This window comes from Hyphobacterium sp. (assembly GCF_965229905.1).
Taxonomy (GTDB): domain Bacteria; phylum Pseudomonadota; class Alphaproteobacteria; order Caulobacterales; family Maricaulaceae; genus Hyphobacterium.
On the sequence record NZ_OZ245930.1, the window covers coordinates 2775542 to 2792924 of the forward strand.

General features: G+C 60.7%; 20 protein-coding genes. 17 read left to right on the forward strand and 3 right to left on the reverse strand.

What is annotated here, in order from left to right; all coding sequences use genetic code 11:
* Positions 1-8 precede the first annotated feature (8 nt).
* Both ACO08C_RS13955 and ACO08C_RS13960 read right to left on the reverse strand, forming a co-directional pair.
* Positions 9-560, reverse strand: coding sequence for a hypothetical protein (locus tag ACO08C_RS13955; protein WP_421786405.1), 552 nt, complete (start codon positions 558-560; stop codon positions 9-11).
* A gap of 78 nt (positions 561-638) precedes the next feature.
* Positions 639-1499, reverse strand: a complete 861-nt coding sequence (locus tag ACO08C_RS13960) for an MBL fold metallo-hydrolase (RefSeq protein WP_421786406.1) — start codon at positions 1497-1499, stop codon at positions 639-641.
* Positions 1500-1583: 84 nt separating this feature from the next.
* Here ACO08C_RS13960 and ACO08C_RS13965 point away from each other — a divergent pair, with 84 nt between their 5' ends.
* The 10 genes from ACO08C_RS13965 (at position 1584) to hisIE (ending at position 8494) form a co-directional block, all read left to right on the forward strand.
* Positions 1584-1934: a rhodanese-like domain-containing protein gene (locus ACO08C_RS13965; RefSeq protein ID WP_421786407.1), complete on the forward strand. Its 351-nt coding sequence runs from the start codon at positions 1584-1586 to the stop codon at positions 1932-1934.
* Between the two features lie 257 nt (positions 1935-2191).
* On the forward strand, positions 2192-2506 hold the full coding sequence (locus tag ACO08C_RS13970; protein ID WP_421786408.1) for a YerC/YecD family TrpR-related protein: 315 nt from the start codon (positions 2192-2194) through the stop codon (positions 2504-2506).
* Complete coding sequence (gene hisG / locus ACO08C_RS13975; protein ID WP_421786409.1) at positions 2499-3386, forward strand: ATP phosphoribosyltransferase; 888 nt, start codon at positions 2499-2501, stop codon at positions 3384-3386. The genes ACO08C_RS13970 and hisG overlap by 8 nt, the downstream gene beginning before the upstream one ends.
* Complete coding sequence (hisD, locus tag ACO08C_RS13980) at positions 3386-4684, forward strand: histidinol dehydrogenase (RefSeq protein ID WP_421786410.1); 1299 nt, start codon at positions 3386-3388, stop codon at positions 4682-4684. Before hisG ends, hisD begins: the two co-directional genes overlap by 1 nt.
* Entirely contained in the window at positions 4674-5009 is a 336-nt protein-coding gene (locus ACO08C_RS13985; protein WP_421786411.1) for a hypothetical protein, read from the forward strand. The genes hisD and ACO08C_RS13985 overlap by 11 nt, the downstream gene beginning before the upstream one ends.
* Positions 5010-5072: 63 nt before the next feature.
* The gene (hisB, locus tag ACO08C_RS13990) at positions 5073-5807 is read left to right on the forward strand and encodes an imidazoleglycerol-phosphate dehydratase HisB (protein WP_421786412.1); all 735 of its coding nucleotides are present in this window, start codon (positions 5073-5075) and stop codon (positions 5805-5807) included.
* Positions 5804-6400 (forward strand): imidazole glycerol phosphate synthase subunit HisH, encoded by a 597-nt coding sequence (gene hisH / locus ACO08C_RS13995; RefSeq protein WP_421786413.1) that lies wholly within the window; start codon positions 5804-5806, stop codon positions 6398-6400. The genes hisB and hisH overlap by 4 nt, the downstream gene beginning before the upstream one ends.
* The gene (gene hisA / locus ACO08C_RS14000; RefSeq protein WP_421786414.1) at positions 6397-7131 is read left to right on the forward strand and encodes a 1-(5-phosphoribosyl)-5-[(5-phosphoribosylamino)methylideneamino]imidazole-4-carboxamide isomerase; all 735 of its coding nucleotides are present in this window, start codon (positions 6397-6399) and stop codon (positions 7129-7131) included. Before hisH ends, hisA begins: the two co-directional genes overlap by 4 nt.
* Complete coding sequence (gene hisF / locus ACO08C_RS14005) at positions 7113-7880, forward strand: imidazole glycerol phosphate synthase subunit HisF (protein ID WP_421786415.1); 768 nt, start codon at positions 7113-7115, stop codon at positions 7878-7880. Before hisA ends, hisF begins: the two co-directional genes overlap by 19 nt.
* The gene (hisIE, locus tag ACO08C_RS14010) at positions 7877-8494 is read left to right on the forward strand and encodes a bifunctional phosphoribosyl-AMP cyclohydrolase/phosphoribosyl-ATP diphosphatase HisIE (RefSeq protein WP_421786416.1); all 618 of its coding nucleotides are present in this window, start codon (positions 7877-7879) and stop codon (positions 8492-8494) included. The genes hisF and hisIE overlap by 4 nt, the downstream gene beginning before the upstream one ends.
* On the opposite strand, the gene ACO08C_RS14015 is transcribed toward hisIE, so the two are convergent.
* Positions 8479-9834: a formimidoylglutamate deiminase gene (locus ACO08C_RS14015; protein ID WP_421786417.1), complete on the reverse strand. Its 1356-nt coding sequence runs from the start codon at positions 9832-9834 to the stop codon at positions 8479-8481. The genes hisIE and ACO08C_RS14015 overlap by 16 nt on opposite strands.
* Before the next feature lie 66 nt (positions 9835-9900).
* Between ACO08C_RS14015 and hutI the strand changes: the two genes are divergently transcribed.
* From hutI to ACO08C_RS14050, 7 genes are all read left to right on the forward strand, one after another.
* On the forward strand, positions 9901-11103 hold the full coding sequence (hutI, locus tag ACO08C_RS14020) for an imidazolonepropionase (RefSeq protein WP_421786418.1): 1203 nt from the start codon (positions 9901-9903) through the stop codon (positions 11101-11103).
* Entirely contained in the window at positions 11100-12620 is a 1521-nt protein-coding gene (gene hutH, locus ACO08C_RS14025; protein ID WP_421786419.1) for a histidine ammonia-lyase, read from the forward strand. The genes hutI and hutH overlap by 4 nt, the downstream gene beginning before the upstream one ends.
* Positions 12617-13423 (forward strand): N-formylglutamate deformylase, encoded by an 807-nt coding sequence (gene hutG, locus ACO08C_RS14030; protein ID WP_421786420.1) that lies wholly within the window; start codon positions 12617-12619, stop codon positions 13421-13423. Before hutH ends, hutG begins: the two co-directional genes overlap by 4 nt.
* A complete protein-coding gene (hutU, locus tag ACO08C_RS14035) occupies positions 13423-15090 on the forward strand; it encodes a urocanate hydratase (RefSeq protein WP_421786421.1) in 1668 nt (555 codons plus the stop codon). The genes hutG and hutU overlap by 1 nt, the downstream gene beginning before the upstream one ends.
* Positions 15091-15614: 524 nt before the next feature.
* Positions 15615-16028, forward strand: a complete 414-nt coding sequence (locus tag ACO08C_RS14040; RefSeq protein WP_421786422.1) for a hypothetical protein — start codon at positions 15615-15617, stop codon at positions 16026-16028.
* On the forward strand, positions 16025-16588 hold the full coding sequence (locus ACO08C_RS14045) for a hypothetical protein (RefSeq protein ID WP_421786423.1): 564 nt from the start codon (positions 16025-16027) through the stop codon (positions 16586-16588). The genes ACO08C_RS14040 and ACO08C_RS14045 overlap by 4 nt, the downstream gene beginning before the upstream one ends.
* A gap of 142 nt (positions 16589-16730) precedes the next feature.
* A complete protein-coding gene (locus ACO08C_RS14050) occupies positions 16731-17357 on the forward strand; it encodes a hypothetical protein (protein WP_421786424.1) in 627 nt (208 codons plus the stop codon).
* Positions 17358-17383: the final 26 nt, after the last annotated feature.

Below are 17383 nucleotides of genomic sequence, written 5' to 3' on the forward strand. Positions count from 1 at the left end.
CGCTTTCGCTAGCCGCCGACGGCACCGCGGACTGTGGGCAGACCGCAAAGATCGATCATTCGCCAGCCCTGCGCCGTTTGAACAAACTCGCAGCGGAAATAATCGAATCCGCCATTGCCTGGCAACCGAAGTCCCTGATCGGCGGCCAACGTCGTACTGGTGCCGCCGACAAGAGACTGAAATCGGTTCTCCTGATAAACCGCGATCGAGCGCCGGCCAGCAATGGCGTTGCCATTGGCGTCTATCGGGGCCGGAAGGTCGACCACGCAGGGCGGCGGCTGTGTCAGAACGCCGACGATCGTGCCGCCGGTATAACCCTGATTGCCCCAGAGATGGTTGTTTACGTAGGGATCACGCCGCTCGAGCGCGGCGCGCGCGGGACCGGTGGCGGAATAGCGCACCAGCGTGTGCTGATCGCGCGATACGACAGCGCGGAAGATGTCGAATTCCTCGCTGGTCGGCGCCCGGCAGGCGAGCGTTACCGGTCCTCCGGTTGTCTGGCACGCGCTCAAACCAATCGTCAGCACAAAGCCGGAAGCGGCCAACCATTTCTTCAACATGCTACTCCCCCACAAAACGGCTCACATCATGCGACGGTTTGGACCGCAAGGTAAACCTGAAACGCGTAGGCGCAGGTGCTAAACCGCGTTCAGCGGGACCTTGATGTACCGCACGCCGTTGTCTTCCGGCTCGGGAAGGTGACCGGCGCGCATATTGACCTGGACAGACGGCAGGATCAGCTTGGGCATGGCGAGGCCAGCATCGCGTTCGGTCCGCATCTTGACGAAGGCTTCCTCGCTCGCGCCGTGGCCGACATGGATGTTTTTCGACTTTTCCTCACCGATCGTCGTTTGAAAAACATAATCAGAGCGATCTTCCGGCAGATAGTCGTGGCAAAGGAAGACGCGGGTATCGTCCGGCAAGGCAAACAGTTTTTGGATCGATTGAAAAAGCGCGCGCGCATCCCCGCCCGGGAAATCGCACCGGGCTGTACCGTAATCGGCCGCGAACAGCGTGTCGCCGACAAACAGTGCACCGCCGATCAGATAGGACATGCAGGCTGGCGTATGACCGGGTGTGTGGATCGCTGTCGCTTCCAACTGGCCGATCTTGAACGTGTCGCCATCCGCGAACAATCGGCTGAATTGCGAACCGTCAATGGCGACGCCGTTCACGTTGAACAGTTTCGTGAAGATCTTCTGAACGTCCCGGACGTGGGCGCCGATCGCGATCTGCCCGCCCAGTTTTTCCTGCAAATACGGGGCTGCGGACAGATGATCGGCGTGAACATGGGTTTCGAGGATCCAGTCGATGGTTAGACCGCGGTCCTTCACCGTTTTGATGAGCTTGTCGGCGGCCGTCGTGGCCGTACGTCCGGAGGCCGCGCAATAATCCAGAACCGAATCGACGATCGCTGCGTGCTGCGTCGCCGGGTCGATCACGATGTGTGTGATCGTATTGGTATCGTCATGAAAGAAGCTGAGAACTTCCGGATTCATGCGGCAATCTCCTTGGTTGCCAGACGATATGGGGACGGATTACATGCTGCGAAAGTGGACATAACAGCACAGAGGGCAAGGTAAATGGGCCAACTTGAAGATCTGTCACCGCAGGCCGTCGCCGATGGGGTCAAGGCGGGAGACATCCTTTTGATCGACGTCCGGGAAGCCAACGAGTACGGGCTGGAACGCATTCCGGGCGCCTTGCTCTATCCTTTGTCCACATTGGATCCGAAAGCTGTTCCTGTCGGCGGGCCCAAGCGCGTGGTGTTTCATTGTGCGGCGGGACGCCGATCGGCCGTGGCGGCGCTACGCTGTCAAGACGAGGGCGTGAATGTCGACGCCCATCTGGCTGGCGGCCTCGGCGCTTGGAAAGAGGCCGAATTACCGCTGATAGAGACCGATCCGCTGACCGGGCAGGTCAAGGGCGCCTAAAGCAGCCCAACTTACGATTCCGCTATTCGTTTTGGAGGCCGGCGGGTCGCTGGCGCGTTGTTCGCGAGACGCCGACCGCCGCTCGTCACCCGTAATCTCCGCTGCGGTATGCGGCGATCAGAGGGACGAGCGAGTCCGTGACGTCGCGCCAGATATCGGGATTCCGATCGCTACAAGCCCATCTCAACGCCGGCTGCGATTGTGTACTTGTTTTAGCATGCTAAAACGTTATATCGACGCTCACGGAGGCGATAGCTATGCGGAAACTGGCACAGACAAACGGTGTGGAGGATCGCGGCTCGCTGATCGCAGCCTTGCTGGCGGTCGAAACAGCCGACGAAATGGACCGGTTCCTGACCGATCTGTGTACGCCGGGAGAAATCCAGGCGTTGGCCGAACGATGGCGCGTGGCGAGGCTGCTGAACGCCGGCAAGTACACCTATCGCGAAATCTCTGAGAAGACGGGCGCTTCGACCGCGACGGTAACGCGGGTTGCGCGTTTTCTCTCCCAGGAATCCGCACAAGGCTATCGCCTGGTGCTCGACAGGATGAAGAAAGCAGCGAATGTCTGAACCGAGGCTCAAACTCGCCGTGCAATCGAAGGGGCGGCTTTCCGATGGCGGGATGGAACTCCTGTCCAAGGCCGGCGTCCGGTTTGCCTATGGTCGTGACCAGTTACACCGGCGCGCGGACAACATGCCGCTGGACCTGATGCTGGTACGCGACGATGACATTCCGAGCTTCGTTGTGGGCGGGGCCTGCGATTACGGGATTGTGGGCGAGAATGTGCTCTACGAAATGCAAGCGCGGTCCAGGCGATATGCCGATCTTGAGGTGGCGTTACCGCTGGGCTTCGCGAAATGCACGCTGAAGCTGGCGGCACCGAAAGCCGGATCAATCCGCTCGATCGCGGATCTGGCCGGGAGAAGCGTGGCGACATCCTATCCCGGTTTGACGCGGCGGTATCTCGATGACCGCGGCATCAGCGCAGAAATCGTCGAGATGCGCGGATCGGTTGAGGTCGCGCCGCGAATGGGAATCGCCGATGCGATCTGCGACCTCGTCTCGTCCGGCGCCACGCTGGAAGCCAATGGTCTGGCGGCGTTCGAAACCGTGCTCGAGAGCGAGGCCGTGCTGGTGCGGCGATCATCATCGCGCATACCGGAGATCGAAGCGGTCGCGGGAACGCTGATCGAAAGGATGGAAGGCGTCATCGCGTCGGCGCAGACAAAATACATTCTTCTCAATGCACCGAAGGACCGGCTGAAAGAGATCAAGGATCTGATCCCGGGATCCGACGCCCCTACCATAGCGCAGATTGCCGATCGCGACGATGTCGTCGCCGTGCATGCGGTCTGCCGTGAGCGCGTGTTCTGGGAGACGCTGGAGAAGCTGCGCGCTGCCGGCGCGCGCGCCATCCTGGTTTTGCCAATCGAAAAGATGATGGCGTGATGAGACGCTCTACTTGGTCCGAGCTCGATGAGCGGGAGCGCGACGCCGTGTTTGCGCCGCCGCCAGCAAGCGAAACGATCCGCGCCGCCGCGGTCGAGATCGTCGAGACCATCCGCCGCGAGGGCAGCAAGGCCGTCTTTGAATATGCCCGTCGCTTTGACGGATATGACGGGAATGACTTCCGGGTTCCGGCTGCGGAAATTGAAGCCGCCGTCCTCAAAACCGCGCGCGAAGACATTGCCGCGATGCAAATGGCGATTGGCGCGGTTCGTAAGTTCCACGCCGGGCAAGGCTTGCCGGACTGCGACGTGGAGACCTGGCCCGGCGTGAAATGCCGCCGGCGCGTCGATCCACTTTCTTCGGCAGGGCTTTACGTTCCGGCCGGTTCGGCTCCGCTAGCCTCAACCCTGATCATGTTGGCTGTGCCGGCCCAGATCGCCGGTGTGCGCGATATCGCGGTGGTCGTGCCGCCGCAGCCCGACGGCCGTGTGAACGCGGCGGTGCTGGCAGCAGCCAGCTTGCTCGGTATCGAGAACGTGTTTGCGATCGGTGGCGCCCAGGCGATCGGCGCGCTGGCATTCGGTGCGGCCGGATTGCCGAAGGTCGCCAAGATATTCGGGCCCGGAAATGCGTGGGTCGCGGCGGCGAAATCGCATGTCTCCACATTGGCGGGCGGGCCGGCAATCGATCTACCGGCAGGACCAAGCGAAGTCATGGTCATCGCCGATGCGGATGCCCGCGCAGACTTTGTCGCCGCTGACCTTCTGGCGCAGGCCGAACATGATCCCCTGGCGCAAGTCGTCCTGGTTTCGCTGGGAGCGGATATGACTGCTATCGAGACGCAACTCGACCGCCAGCTTGCCGGTTTGCCGCGGCGCGAAATCGCCAGCGCGGCGCTGGATAACGGGCTGATCATCGCGGCGGCAGATCGCGATGCGGCTGTCGAGATCGCCAATCGCGGCTGTCCGGAGCATCTGATCCTCCAGACCGCCGAACCGGGCGGAATCGCGTCAAAGGTTCTGACAGCGGGGTCGATCTTTCTCGGGCCGTGGACGCCGGAATCCATGGGCGATTATGCCGCCGGGCCAAACCACACCCTGCCGACCGGTGGAGCCGGTCGTGCCTGGTCGGGCGTAACGGTCGAAGCCTTTCAACGCACGACGACACTCATTGAAGCCAGTGAGGCCGGGGCCAAAGCAATATCGCCAACCGTCGAACGGCTGGCGCAGCTAGAAGGTCTGGAAGCCCACCGGAACGCCATGGCTTTGCGGACAAATGGGGGCCGTGATGAAGGCTGACCTTCTGGATCTGGCGCGCGTGGGTTCGGTCAAGCGCGCCCCGCTCGAAGAACTGCGCGCGCGCCTCGCAGCTCACAGCCGGTGTCCTGCGGAGCGCATCGTGATCCTGCCAACGCCGGAGGCCGTGGAATTGCTGGATCTTCCAGCTGGTCACTACGAAGTTCTGGGGCCAGATGCTGCGCCGGTGACCGCATATTACACTGAAAAACGTGTCGATTCACGGCGGTTTGAGGTCCTGTTGAGCGATCAGATCGTCCAGGCCGGGTTGTCGGCGTTGACGCCGGTTGCGCGCGCTGAAATTGATTCCGGTAAGAATGAAAAATAACAATTATTCAACAAAGTAGCAAATATAATTCAAGCATGGAAAGAAGTTGATTCGGTCGCGCTATTGGCCGGAGGGCTAGACATCATAGCGGCCGACGCCCCTGCGTTCACCAACCGGTTTCGCGTGCTCGGCACCTCTGTCGATTGTGCGGGCAATCGCTGTTCGTTGACGCGGCTTTCGATTTCGGATGTTCGCGAACTTGCAGAGCGTCTGGATACCGCGAATGACCGGCGCGCTCAGGTTCGCCGGACAACCAAAGAAACCGATATCCATGTCGCAATCGCCTTGGAGGAGACCGGCCCGGTCAGTATTGCTACGGGGGTCGAGTATTTTGATCACATGCTCGAACAGATCGCGCGCCATGGCGGTCTCTCGCTGGAGATTGTTTGCGAAGGCGATACCGGTGTCGACGCACACCACACGATCGAGGACGTGTGCCTTGCATTCGGCGATGCGCTGGGGCGGGCACTTGGGGATCGCCGGGGAATTGGCCGGTTCGGTTTCGAATTGCCGATGGACGAGACGCGGGCCGGGGTCTGGATCGATTTGTCGGGGCGGCCGTTCTGCCGCTTCGAAGGCGATATCCCCGGCGACCGCGTCGGTGAATTTCCGGTCGAGATGGCTCCGCATGCTTTCCGGTCCATCGCAGATTCCCTGAGAGCGGCGATCCATGTCGAGGTGTCGGGCGAGAACGCTCACCACATGATCGAAGCCTGTTTCAAAGCCTTCGGGCGGGCGCTGCGCCAGGCGGTGCGAATAGAGGGTGATGCCATTCCGTCCACAAAGGGCGTGCTGTGACGGTCGCTCTTATCGATACAGGGTGCGCCAATATCTTTTCCGTCGAAGCCGCCTTGAACCGGATCGGTGCGGATTTCGACCTGGTTGAGTCACCGGAGGACGCGGAGAACGCCGAACGGCTGATCCTTCCCGGCGTTGGCGCTGCGGGGCCGGCCATGGTTCGCCTGACTGCCGCAGGCTGGACGATGGCGCTGCGTGATGAAAAACGGCCCGTACTCGGCATCTGCCTGGGCATGCAATTGCTGTTCGGGCGTTCGGCTGAAGGTGGCGTCGAAACCGTAGGGGTTATCGAAGGCGAGATCGCTGCCATGATGCCGCCCCGGTTGGGCGTTCTGCCGCACATGGGATGGAATACGCTGCAGCTTCAAGCCGAGGATCCCTTGATCTCCGGGATCGCCGACAACAGCCATGTGTATTTCGTGCACGGATATGCTGCTCCCGTTGGAACAGTAACGCTCGCGACGACTGATTATGGCGCGCCATTCAGCGCCATCGTGCGCCAGGGCAATTTCATGGGTTGTCAGTTCCATCCTGAACGTTCAGGCGCTGTCGGCCGCCGCATCCTTCAGAACTTTGTGGAGCTGCCGGCATGATTCTCTATCCGGCCATTGATCTGTTGGACGGACGGGTCGTGCGTCTGGCGCGCGGCGATTTTGATGCCGTCACGGATTATGAGTCCGATCCGGCCGATATTGCGGCGCGCTATGCCGATGCGGGCGCCGACTGGTTGCATGTCGTCGATCTGTCCGGGGCGCGAGACGGGACACGCCGCCAAACAGGCGTATTGCGCAAACTCGCGGCCGCTGGATTGAAACTGCAGACGGGCGGCGGCGTCCGGACTCACGAGGATGTTGCGGCCCTGTTGGATGCGGGTGCCGAGCGCGTCATCGTCGGCAGCCTCGCCGTGACGTCGCCGGAACTGGTGCTGGGCTGGATCGAGCATTTCGGTGCCGAGCGGATCGCTGCAGCCTTCGATGTCCAGGTTGAAGCGGGCGTGGCCTGGCCGACCGTTTCGGGTTGGACAAAGCGGGCGAGCGAAAACCTTCCAGCTCTTCTCAAGCGTTATCGGCACAGCGGACTGTCGCATGCGCTGGTAACCGATATTTCGCGCGACGGTATGCTGTCGGGTCCGAACACCGACCTCTATGCCGAACTCGTAGCGGCGATCCCGGCCATTGCCTGGCAAGCCTCCGGCGGCGTGTCTTCGCTGAATGACCTGACGGCGCTTGCGGCCGTCGGGGTGGATGGCGCGATCATCGGCAAGGCACTTTATGAGCGCCGTTTCACGCTGGAAGAGGCATTCGCATGCTTGCAAAGCGCATAATTCCCTGTCTCGACGTGAAGGACGGCCAAGTCGTCAAAGGCGTCCGGTTCCGCAATCATGAGGTGGTCGGCGATATCGTCGGTCTCGCCGCACGGTACGCTGCGGAAGGCGCGGACGAGCTGGTCTTCTATGACATATCCGCCAGTCCGGACGGACGTTCGGTGGAGCCGGAATGGGTCCAACGGGTTGCCGAAGTGATCGATATCCCATTTTGCGTCGCCGGGGGTATCCGCAGCGTCGAGGACGCCCGCGCGCGCCTGTTTGCTGGCGCCGACAAGGTGTCGGTAAATTCCCCGGCGCTTGCCGCCCCCTCACTCGTCAACCGGCTGGCCGCGGAATTCGGCCGGCAATGCATTGTCGTCGGGATTGATAGCCGAATGGCCGGGAATGCCTGGCGCGTGCATTCGAACACGGGCGACCCGGACAAAACGCGGACGGAAGCCCGTTTGACGATGGACTGCATCGCCGAGGTGACGGATCGCGGGGCCGGGGAGATCGTCCTTAACTGCATGGACGAGGATGGCGTCCGTCAGGGTTATGACACCACCCAGCTGGCCGCGGCGCGCGAAGTTTGCGCGGTGCCACTGATTGCGTCGGGAGGGGCCGGTGCCATGGAGCATTTCCGCGATGTGTTTGATGAGGCGCGGGTTGACGGTGCGCTGGCCGCCAGCGTCTTCCACAAGCAGGTGATCGGGATCGGCGAACTGAAGGCCTATCTCGCGGGCGAGGGGATCGAGGTGCGGCCATGATCGATATTGCGGACATCGATTTCGAAAAGGGCGGAGGTCTGGTTCCGGCGATCGTTCAGCACGCGCTAACCGGGCGGGTTCTCATGCTCGGTTACATGAATGCCGAAGCCGTTGAGAAAACGAGTCGCGAAGGTCTCGTAACCTTTTACAGCCGTTCGAAAAAACGGCTCTGGACGAAGGGTGAAACCAGCGGTCATACCTTAGCGCTTGCGGGCATGGACATCGATTGCGACCGCGATACGCTTCTTGTCAGAGCGATCCCGGCCGGACCGGTTTGCCACACGGGCACTGCGACTTGTTTTGGTGACGATGTGCCGGACGGTGTCGCCATGCTGGCTGAGCTGGAGCGGATTATCGACTCCCGCCGCCAGTCCGATCGGTCGGAAAGCTATGTTGCGAAACTGAATGCGTCAGGCGTCCGTAAGATTGCCCAGAAAGTCGGTGAGGAGGGCGTGGAGACCGCCCTGGCGATTGTCGACGAGGACGATGATGCGCTGAAGGGCGAGGCGGCTGACCTCGTTTTCCACCTGTTGGTGGCGTTGCGGGCCCGTGGATTATCCATCTTTGACGTTGCTGACGTTCTGCGGGCCCGGCACGTTCAGGCAAGTAGCTGACCCATCGTCGCTGCGAATTCGGTGCGGATTTTTTCTGAATTCACGTGATGACCATCGCGCACGATCAGCCGGCCGGCTGACCAGACATTTTCGATGCAGCTGCGGTCTCCGGCGAATATCCAGCTATCGAGCCATGTGTCCGGCGGCCGCCCAGCGAAACAGGCGTGTGAAAGGTCGAACGACAGGAGGTCGGCGAAAATGCCGCTTTGGATAGCGCCGCTATCGCGATCGAGTGCCTGAGCTCCGCCATAGGCGGCGTTCTCAAAGAGATTACGGCCGTTCGAGGTACGCGGCGCCGTCAGAAGCGTGCGCTTGCGGTGTTGCAATCGCTGTCCCCATTCATAGAGCCTCAGCTCTTCGGCTGCATCCGTTCGGACATGCGAATCCGTGCCGATGCCGAAGCGGCCCCCGAGGGATTGCCATTGAACGCCGTTGAACAAGCCGTCACCAAGGTCGGCTTCGGTTGTCGGGCAAAGGCCGGCGACAGCATTGGTCTCGGCCAACGCCCTGGTTTCATCTGCCGACATGTGGGTGGCATGAACGAGGCACCATCGTTCATTCACGCGGGCGTTTTCGAGCAGCCATTCAACAGGCCGCTTTCCGGACCAAGCCAGGCAGTCTTCTACTTCGCGCGTTTGTTCGGCGATATGAATATGCCGCGGCCCATCGGGTGCACCTTGCAAAAGCTCCCTGAGATCGTCGGGAGACACAGCGCGCAGGGAGTGCGGGGCCAAGCCAAGCACGTCGTCAGGGCGGTTCAGGTGTTTCCGGCAAGCCTCCCGCAGTTTCAGTAATCGCTCCGGCGTGTTGGCAAACCTTTTTTGCGCGTCAGACGTGGGGGCACCGCCAAATCCGTTTCGCGCATAGGCCACAGGCAAGAGTGTCAGGCCGATCCCCGAAAGCGCCGCGGCCGCTGTGATCTGGCCAGCCATTTCCGCCAAGTCTTCGTAGGGCTGGCCGTCGGGCTGATGATGGAGGTAGTGGAACTCAGCGACCGATGCGAACCCGCTTTCGGCCAGCTCTGCATAAACCATGGCCGCGATGGATCTGACCGCCTCCGGGCCGAGTTTCGGCAAGAAGGCATACATTGTTTGCCGCCAGCTCCAGAAATCATCGTCTTGTGAGGCGCGTGTTTCGGTCAGACCGGCCAGGGCTCGTTGAAAGGCGTGGCTATGCAGATTTGCAAGCGCCGGAAGCAAAGCGTTCACCGTCTGCGCGGCCGGATCGACTGGCGCGTTTCGACAAACGGATTTGATACGTCCGTCGGCGTCGATGGTGATGGCAACATCGCGTGCCCAGCCGTCAGGCAGCAGGGCGGACTTCGCGTGAAGCTTGCGCATGCGGGGCATCCTCTGACATGACAGTACCCGTCTTAGGGATTCTGCCGGCCTTTGGGGAGAGACCAGTTGCGCCTTGACCGCATCTTCACCGATGCCCGCCTTGCCACCATGGCCGGCGATGATCCCTACGGCGCGATGGACGACGCGGCGGTCGGCGTGCGCGACGGGCGCATTGCGTGGCTTGGACCATCCGACGAAGCGCCTGCTGCTGACGATGAAATCGATCTGGAAGGCCGGTGGGTGACGCCGGCGCTCACCGATTGCCACACCCATATCGTGTTCGCCGGTGACCGGTCGCGCGAATTCGAGCGGCGCCTGGCGGGCGACAGTTATGAAGCCATTGCCAAGGCAGGCGGCGGCATCGTCTCGACCGTCCGGGCCGTGCGCAAGTCCACGGCTGCAGACCTCGCGGCAAGCGCCCTGCCACGGCTTGACCCTCTGATTCAGGAAGGGCTCGGAACGATTGAAATAAAAACAGGTTACGGGCTGAACTTTGAGTCAGAACTGAACATGTTGAAGGCCATTCGCAGCCTTGGTCTGGTGACCGGGTTGCGGGTGCAATCGACGCTGCTTGCCGCCCATGCCATCCCGCCGGAATATGAAGGCCGGGCGGATGCCTATATCGCCGAGATCTGTCTGCCACTCATCAAGGAAGCGGCGCGCGAAGGGCTGGCCGATGCGGTGGATGCCTATTGCGAAAAGATTGCCTTCTCGCCGGAACAGGTGCGGCGCGTTTTTGATGCGGCCAGGGCTGCGGGCCTGGCGGTGAAACTGCATGCCGACCAGTTCAGCGATCTGGGCGGGGCGGCGTTAGCGGCCGAATATGGCGCATTGAGCGCCGATCATCTTGAATACACTGATGATGCGGGGGTGGCCGCGATGGCCAAAGCCGGCACGGTCGCGGTGATCTTGCCGGGTGCCTATTACATGCTCAATGAGACGCAGAAGCCGCCGATCGCGAAACTGCGGGCGGCGGGTGTACCAATGGCATTGGCCACCGATGCCAATCCGGGTTCCTCGCCCATCCTGTCCCTCCTGACCACAGCCAATCTCGCCTGCACGCTGTTTGGTTTTACGGTGGAGGAGGCGCTCGCCGGAATCACACGCGAAGGCGCGCGGGCGCTCGGCCTCGAGAAGGACATCGGTACGATCGAGATTGGCAAGCGCTGCGACCTCGCGGTCTGGGATGTCGACAATCTCGCCGAGCTGGTCCAATGGGTCGGGGCGCGGCCCCTGCATGGCCGTATCCTCTTCGGAGAATGGGCATGAGCGTGAATTTGCGTCCGGGTGCCATGCCGCTGGCCGATTGGCGGGCGATTTATCGCGGCGCGGATCTCAGCGTCGACCGCAGCTGCCAGGGCCAGGTCGAGCGCGGCGCCGAGGCCGTGCAGGAGCTCCTGAATTCGGGGCGCGCGGTCTATGGCGTGAATACCGGGTTCGGCAAGCTGGCGCAGAGCCGAATCGCCGAGGCTGAGCTCGCAGAGCTGCAGAAACGCCTCGTCCTGTCCCATGCTGCTGGTGTCGGTTCGGCCATGCCGGATGCCATTGTGCGGTTGATGATGGCGCTGAAATTGGCCTCGCTCGGACGCGGTGTCTCCGGCGTGCGCTGGCAAGTCATCGAGACGCTGGAAGCCATGCTGAAGGGCGGGCTGATCCCGCAAATTCCGGCGCAGGGCTCGGTCGGAGCCTCCGGCGATCTCGCCCCGCTGTCGCAGCTGGCGGCGGCGCTGATCGGTGTCGGCACCGTCAAGTTTGGCGATAAGCTGCTGGACGCAGCGGAAGGCCTGTCGCGGCTGGGGCTCGACCCGCTGAAGCTCGGCCCCAAGGAAGGCCTGGCGCTGCTCAACGGGACGCAGTTCTCGACAGCCTATGCGCTGGCGGGCCTGTTGGAGGCCGAGCGCGCTTTCAAATCGGCGCTGGTGACGGGCGCCATGAGTGTCGACGCCGCCATGGGCTCTTATGCGCCCTTCGATGCCCGCATTCATGACTGCCGGGGCCATCAGGGGCAGATCGACGCGGCCGCGGCCTACCGCACCCTGCTGGAGGGCAGCGAGGTCAATGCCTCGCACCATGATTGCGCAAAAGTGCAGGATCCGTACTGCCTGCGCTGCCAGCCGCAAGTTATGGGGGCGGTGCTCGGCGTCTTGCGGCAGTCGGCGGCGACACTCGCGACCGAAGCCAATGCGGTGACCGACAATCCGCTGATCTTTCCCGACGGGCCGGACGCCATCTCCGGCGGCAATTTCCACGCTGAGCCGGTGGCGTTTGCGGCCGACATGATCGCATTGGCGATCGCCGAGATCGGCTCCATGTCGGAACGCCGCCAGGCCATGCTGGTCGATCCGAACCTGTCGGGCCTGCCGGCCTTTTTGTCGCCGGCGCCGGGGCTCAATTCCGGTTTCATGATCCCGCAAGTAACGGCGGCGGCTTTGGTCAGCGAAAACAAGCAGCGCGCCGCGCCCGCGAGCACGGATTCAATCCCGACCTCGGCGAACCAGGAAGATCATGTCTCTATGGCGGCCCATGGCGCGCGGCGGCTGATGGAGATGGGCGAAAACCTTTACGCGATCATTGCCCTGGAGTGGCTGACGGCGGGGCAGGGGCTGGATTTTCACGCGCCGCTAACCTCATCGAGCCCGGTCGAGGCGGCCAAGGCGGTTTTGCGTGCCGAGATTGCGCGGTTGGAGGATGATCGCTTCTTTGCGCCGGACATTGAGCGGGCAACCGCGATGATCGCCGACGGGGCTATTGAAAACGTGGCGGAATTGCCGGGAGTGTCGGCATGAGCGAGGTGTTCGCGCTGCATCAGGGCGAGAGCCCGCTGGTGATCAATATCCCGCATGCCGGGACGGATGTTCCGGAGGATATCCTCGCCCGGATGACACCGGCCGCGCGCCGGCTCCCGGATACGGACTGGTTCGTGGATCGGCTCTATGCTTTCGCCGAAGAGATGGATGCGACCATTCTGAAGGCGAATTACTCTCGCTTTGTGATCGATCTTAATCGCGATCCGGGCGGGCAATCGCTGTATCCCGGGCAGGCGACCACCGGTCTGGTGCCGACGGAATTGTTTGACGGATCTCCGGTCTATGACGGCGACGCGCCGGACGCGGCCGAGATCGAAACCCGGCGCGCCACCTATTTCGATCCTTATCACCAGGCCTTGAGCGAACAGATATCCCGGGTGCGCGCGCTGCACGGCTATTGCGTGCTTTACGATGCGCACTCGATCAGTTCACGGGTTCCACGCCTGTTCGAGGGCGAATTGCCGGTGCTCAATTTTGGCACCAATGAGGGCCAATCCTGCGCGCGGGAAATCGAGCGCGCGGTAACCGGGCAAATGCTGGACCAGGACGATTACGAGACCGTGGCGAACGGCCGCTTCAAGGGCGGGTGGATCACCCGCACTTATGGTGCGCCGCGCCACAATATCCACGCATTGCAAATGGAATTGGCGCAGCGCGCCTATATGGACGAGGCGAAGGTCGAATATGACGAGGCTGCTGCCAACCGCCTGATCCCCTTGTTGAAAGACATTCTCCAGGCCGCGCTCGATGCGGCCGAGCATCTGCACTGGGAGCCCGCCTGATGGCCTCGACCCGTCTCGACAATGCCCGCACCATCCGCGCCAAGACCGGATCCGAGCTGGACGCCAAATCCTGGCTCACCGAAGCGCCTTTGCGCATGCTGATGAACAATCTCGATCCGGACGTGGCGGAAAAGCCGGAAGAGCTGGTCGTCTATGGCGGGATCGGCCGGGCGGCGCGCGACTGGGAGGCGTTCGACCGGATTGTCTCCACGCTGAAGCGCATGGAAGCCAACGAGACGCTGCTGGTGCAGTCCGGGAAGCCTGTAGGTGTCTTCAAGACCCATGTTGATGCCCCACGCGTGCTGATTGCCAATTCCAATCTCGTGCCGGCCTGGGCGAACTGGGAACATTTCCGCGAACTCGATAAGAAGGGGCTGATGATGTACGGCCAGATGACGGCCGGGTCGTGGATCTATATCGGCAGCCAGGGCATCGTTCAGGGCACGTATGAAACGTTTGCCGAAGTCGGGCGCCAGCATTATGGCGGCGACCTCACCGGCAAGTGGATCCTGACCGGCGGGCTTGGCGGGATGGGCGGGGCCCAGCCATTGGCGGCGACGATGGCCGGTGCCTCCATGCTAGCGGTGGAATGCCAACCCTCGCGCATCGAGATGCGCCTGCGCACGCGATACCTGGACGAGCAGGCCGAAACGCTGGACGAGGCGCTGGCGATCATCGAGCGGGCGCATGACGAGGGCCGGGCGGTGTCGGTCGGCCTATTGGGCAATGCGGCGGACGTGTTCCCGGAGATCCTGAAGCGTGGGATCAAGCCGGACGCGGTCACCGACCAGACTTCGGCGCACGATCCGGTGAATGGCTATCTTCCCGCCGGCTTGTCGCTGGAAGAGTGGTTTGCCAAGCGGGAAAGCGATCCGGAGGCGGTAGCCAAGGCGGCGAAGCAGTCGATAGCCGACCAGGTGCGGGCGATGCTCGGCTTTTGGGAGCAAGGCATTCCGGTTCTCGATTACGGCAATAATATCCGCCAGATGGCCAAGGATGTGGGCGTGGAGAACGCGTTCGACTTCCCGGGCTTCGTGCCGACCTATATCCGGCCCTTGTTCTGCCGCGGTGTCGGTCCTTTCCGCTGGGCGGCGCTGTCGGGCGATCCGGAGGACATCTACAAGACGGACGCCAAGGTGAAGGAACTGATCCCCGACGATCCGCATCTCCACAACTGGCTCGACATGGCGAAGGAGCGGATCGCCTTCCAGGGCCTGCCGGCGCGGATCTGCTGGGTCGGGCTGGGCCAGCGCCACCGGCTGGGCCTCGCCTTCAACGAGATGGTCGCCTCGGGCGAACTCTCGGCGCCGGTGGTGATCGGCCGGGATCATCTCGATTCCGGGTCCGTGGCCTCGCCCAATCGCGAGACCGAAGCGATGATGGACGGGTCCGACGCGGTGGCCGACTGGCCGCTGCTCAACGCGCTGTTGAACACGGCTTCAGGCGCCACCTGGGTGTCGCTGCACCATGGCGGCGGCGTCGGCATGGGCTATTCGATCCATTCCGGCCAGGTGATCTGCTGTGACGGGACGCCGGAAGCGGCGAAACGGATTGAGCGCGTCCTGTGGAATGATCCCGGCACCGGCGTCATGCGCCATGCCGATGCGGGTTATGACATCGCGAAGGATTGCGCCCGCGAGCAAGGGCTGGATTTGCCGAGTGTCTAGCCTCACGCTAATGCGCATTGTACGCTGCAGCGCCTATCCGAGATGATAAAACAGTATTTATAAATATACCTACGACAAGATCCGCCCTATCTACACAGCCGCACTTACCACATTTCGTGTATCCAAGTCTCTATTATAGGTTTTTTTAACCTTGGCCTCGAGGGAAAGGATTAGCGAAAAGCCCGATGCGCGATGGTGAAGCAGTCTTATTTCCAAGCTTGCCGCAATTGAATATTTGCCTGCTGAACGGGTATTGGAAAACTGAGATTGGATAGCCTAGTGGGAAAACTGCGAAGATGCCTCCAATTGATTAGAAGCATGCGGCTGCGAATGATGAAGCTTTTCGATGCCTATTCAACGACAAGTCGCGCACCATCGCGAATGGTGCTATGCTGTGGCTGCAAAGGCAATAAGGGAATTGTTTCACAGTGAGCAAGTTTCGGCTCTACCTGATTTCGTTGTCGATATTGCTAGGCGGTTGTAGTTCTTGGGAGCCGACAACGGTGGCCGAGGGGGCGCCAATATTGAGCTCACTGGACGAGCGGCGTAGTGCAGCGGAGCGACTCGATAGAAGGCTATTAGAGTATGATACTAATATCCGACCCGTAATTGGCATAGATGCGGCGCTGACGGTTCAAGAAAGGATGGTTGTGTCAGAATTCGTTGAAATGATGCCAAACAGCAGCCTCATTATGGGTGGCGAGCCATCCTATTTACTCGAAATCGAAAGATTTCCGCCGCGAACTTCTCTACGACATCGGGACGATTATCCTGACGTTATTTATCAGGTCACGCTTCGTAATCGACAAAATGGAAAGGTGATCGGCATTAATAGACAGATCGGCAGGTGTGTTCATAGTGAGGCAATGATCACATTTCCAATTCGCTGCTCACTTCTTGAGCCGTTTATTTTGTGGCGCGCATTGGAAATGCTGTGAAAATTGGATTTATTTTATTTTTTTGTCTGTTATTTGGCGGTTGCGTCAACGTAAATACGCTACAACGATCTTTTACCTATGGTAATTCTTTACCAAATATTGGGCTTCGCTACTGGAGCGAAGAGCAAAAGAACCTTGCGTCCAGGAATTTTTTTAGAGCCCTTGGCAACAATACTAATCCGTCAATAGCGACGGCGGTGACTTCTGCATCCCCGCGGCGATGGAGGTTCGCCCAAATCGTTGCAGACTTTGCAAATCGTGCGGCGGTTCCTTACCGCCGTCGCAACGCTAACTTGCTTGTAGGTTTTGATGTGCTTCGTGTTGAAGGTTCAGTTAGTGGTCCCCAAATCAGAAACTACGAAGTTATTTTGAGCGTGATGCGGCCTAATTCCTTGTTTGAGGGAGATCAGATAGTCGGGATGCGAAGCGTACGCATAGTCTGCACGACAGGGGCTGGAAGTCGCAGGATACCAAATTGCGATCGTTTTATTCCTGACGTCGGCGAAGCTTTGTTGTACCATTTCGCTGCAACTTATGGGGATGGCCATGAACCGTCGTAGGCTAATGGCGATGGCCTTTGGTCTTAGCTTAGCGACCGCATCTGGGTGCATACCGGCCCTGGGAATTTTCCGGTTCGCTCTCCGCGGCGGCGTCATTAGACGCGGCGCGCGAACGGCGAGGCACTCTCAGCTTGGATCCGTATTGACCGTCGGCCGCATTGCATCCGCTACAATGCAGCTGGTCCGCTTGTCGAATGCTGTCCAGCAGCTTCAAAATATCCAGTCGATTGGCGAAGTCGTCAGTTCAGAAACCGGCAATGTTGCAGTCGATGTAAGGGCAGGCGCTGCGTATTGCGAAACTCATGTATTGGGAGCGGCGATCTCATCGTCAGAGCGGCGCGGTATTTATACGACCCATTATGTAAATATATTTGGGCGTCAAATCGAAGCGGGTTACTCCACCTCACTAAACGACACAGAGATTGAGCACCGCGACGCTAGCAACCAATTCATCGGTGCAGACAGGTTGGAACAAAATGTTGTTAGGCATTATGGCGCTGATCGAAGACTGAGGGGTTCGACACCGCTGCGCATCAACGACCGCACTGCCCCTCCTTCTGCCGAAATTGCGGATGATAGTTACATAATGTCTGAATTGCAGTCTGTTCTTGAATCTCGCAGCGATCGATTCGAACAAGAGACGCGAGCGATGACGGAACTTTCACAGGTGCATCTCGATTGCCTTGATCGCGCGCCTAGTAAGCCCTGTGACGATCTTACGGCGCGTGCAAATGCAGCCCTTTTGGAGCTGGAACGTTCATTTCGGTAATAAAGACTTACGGTGGTTGATTCGAG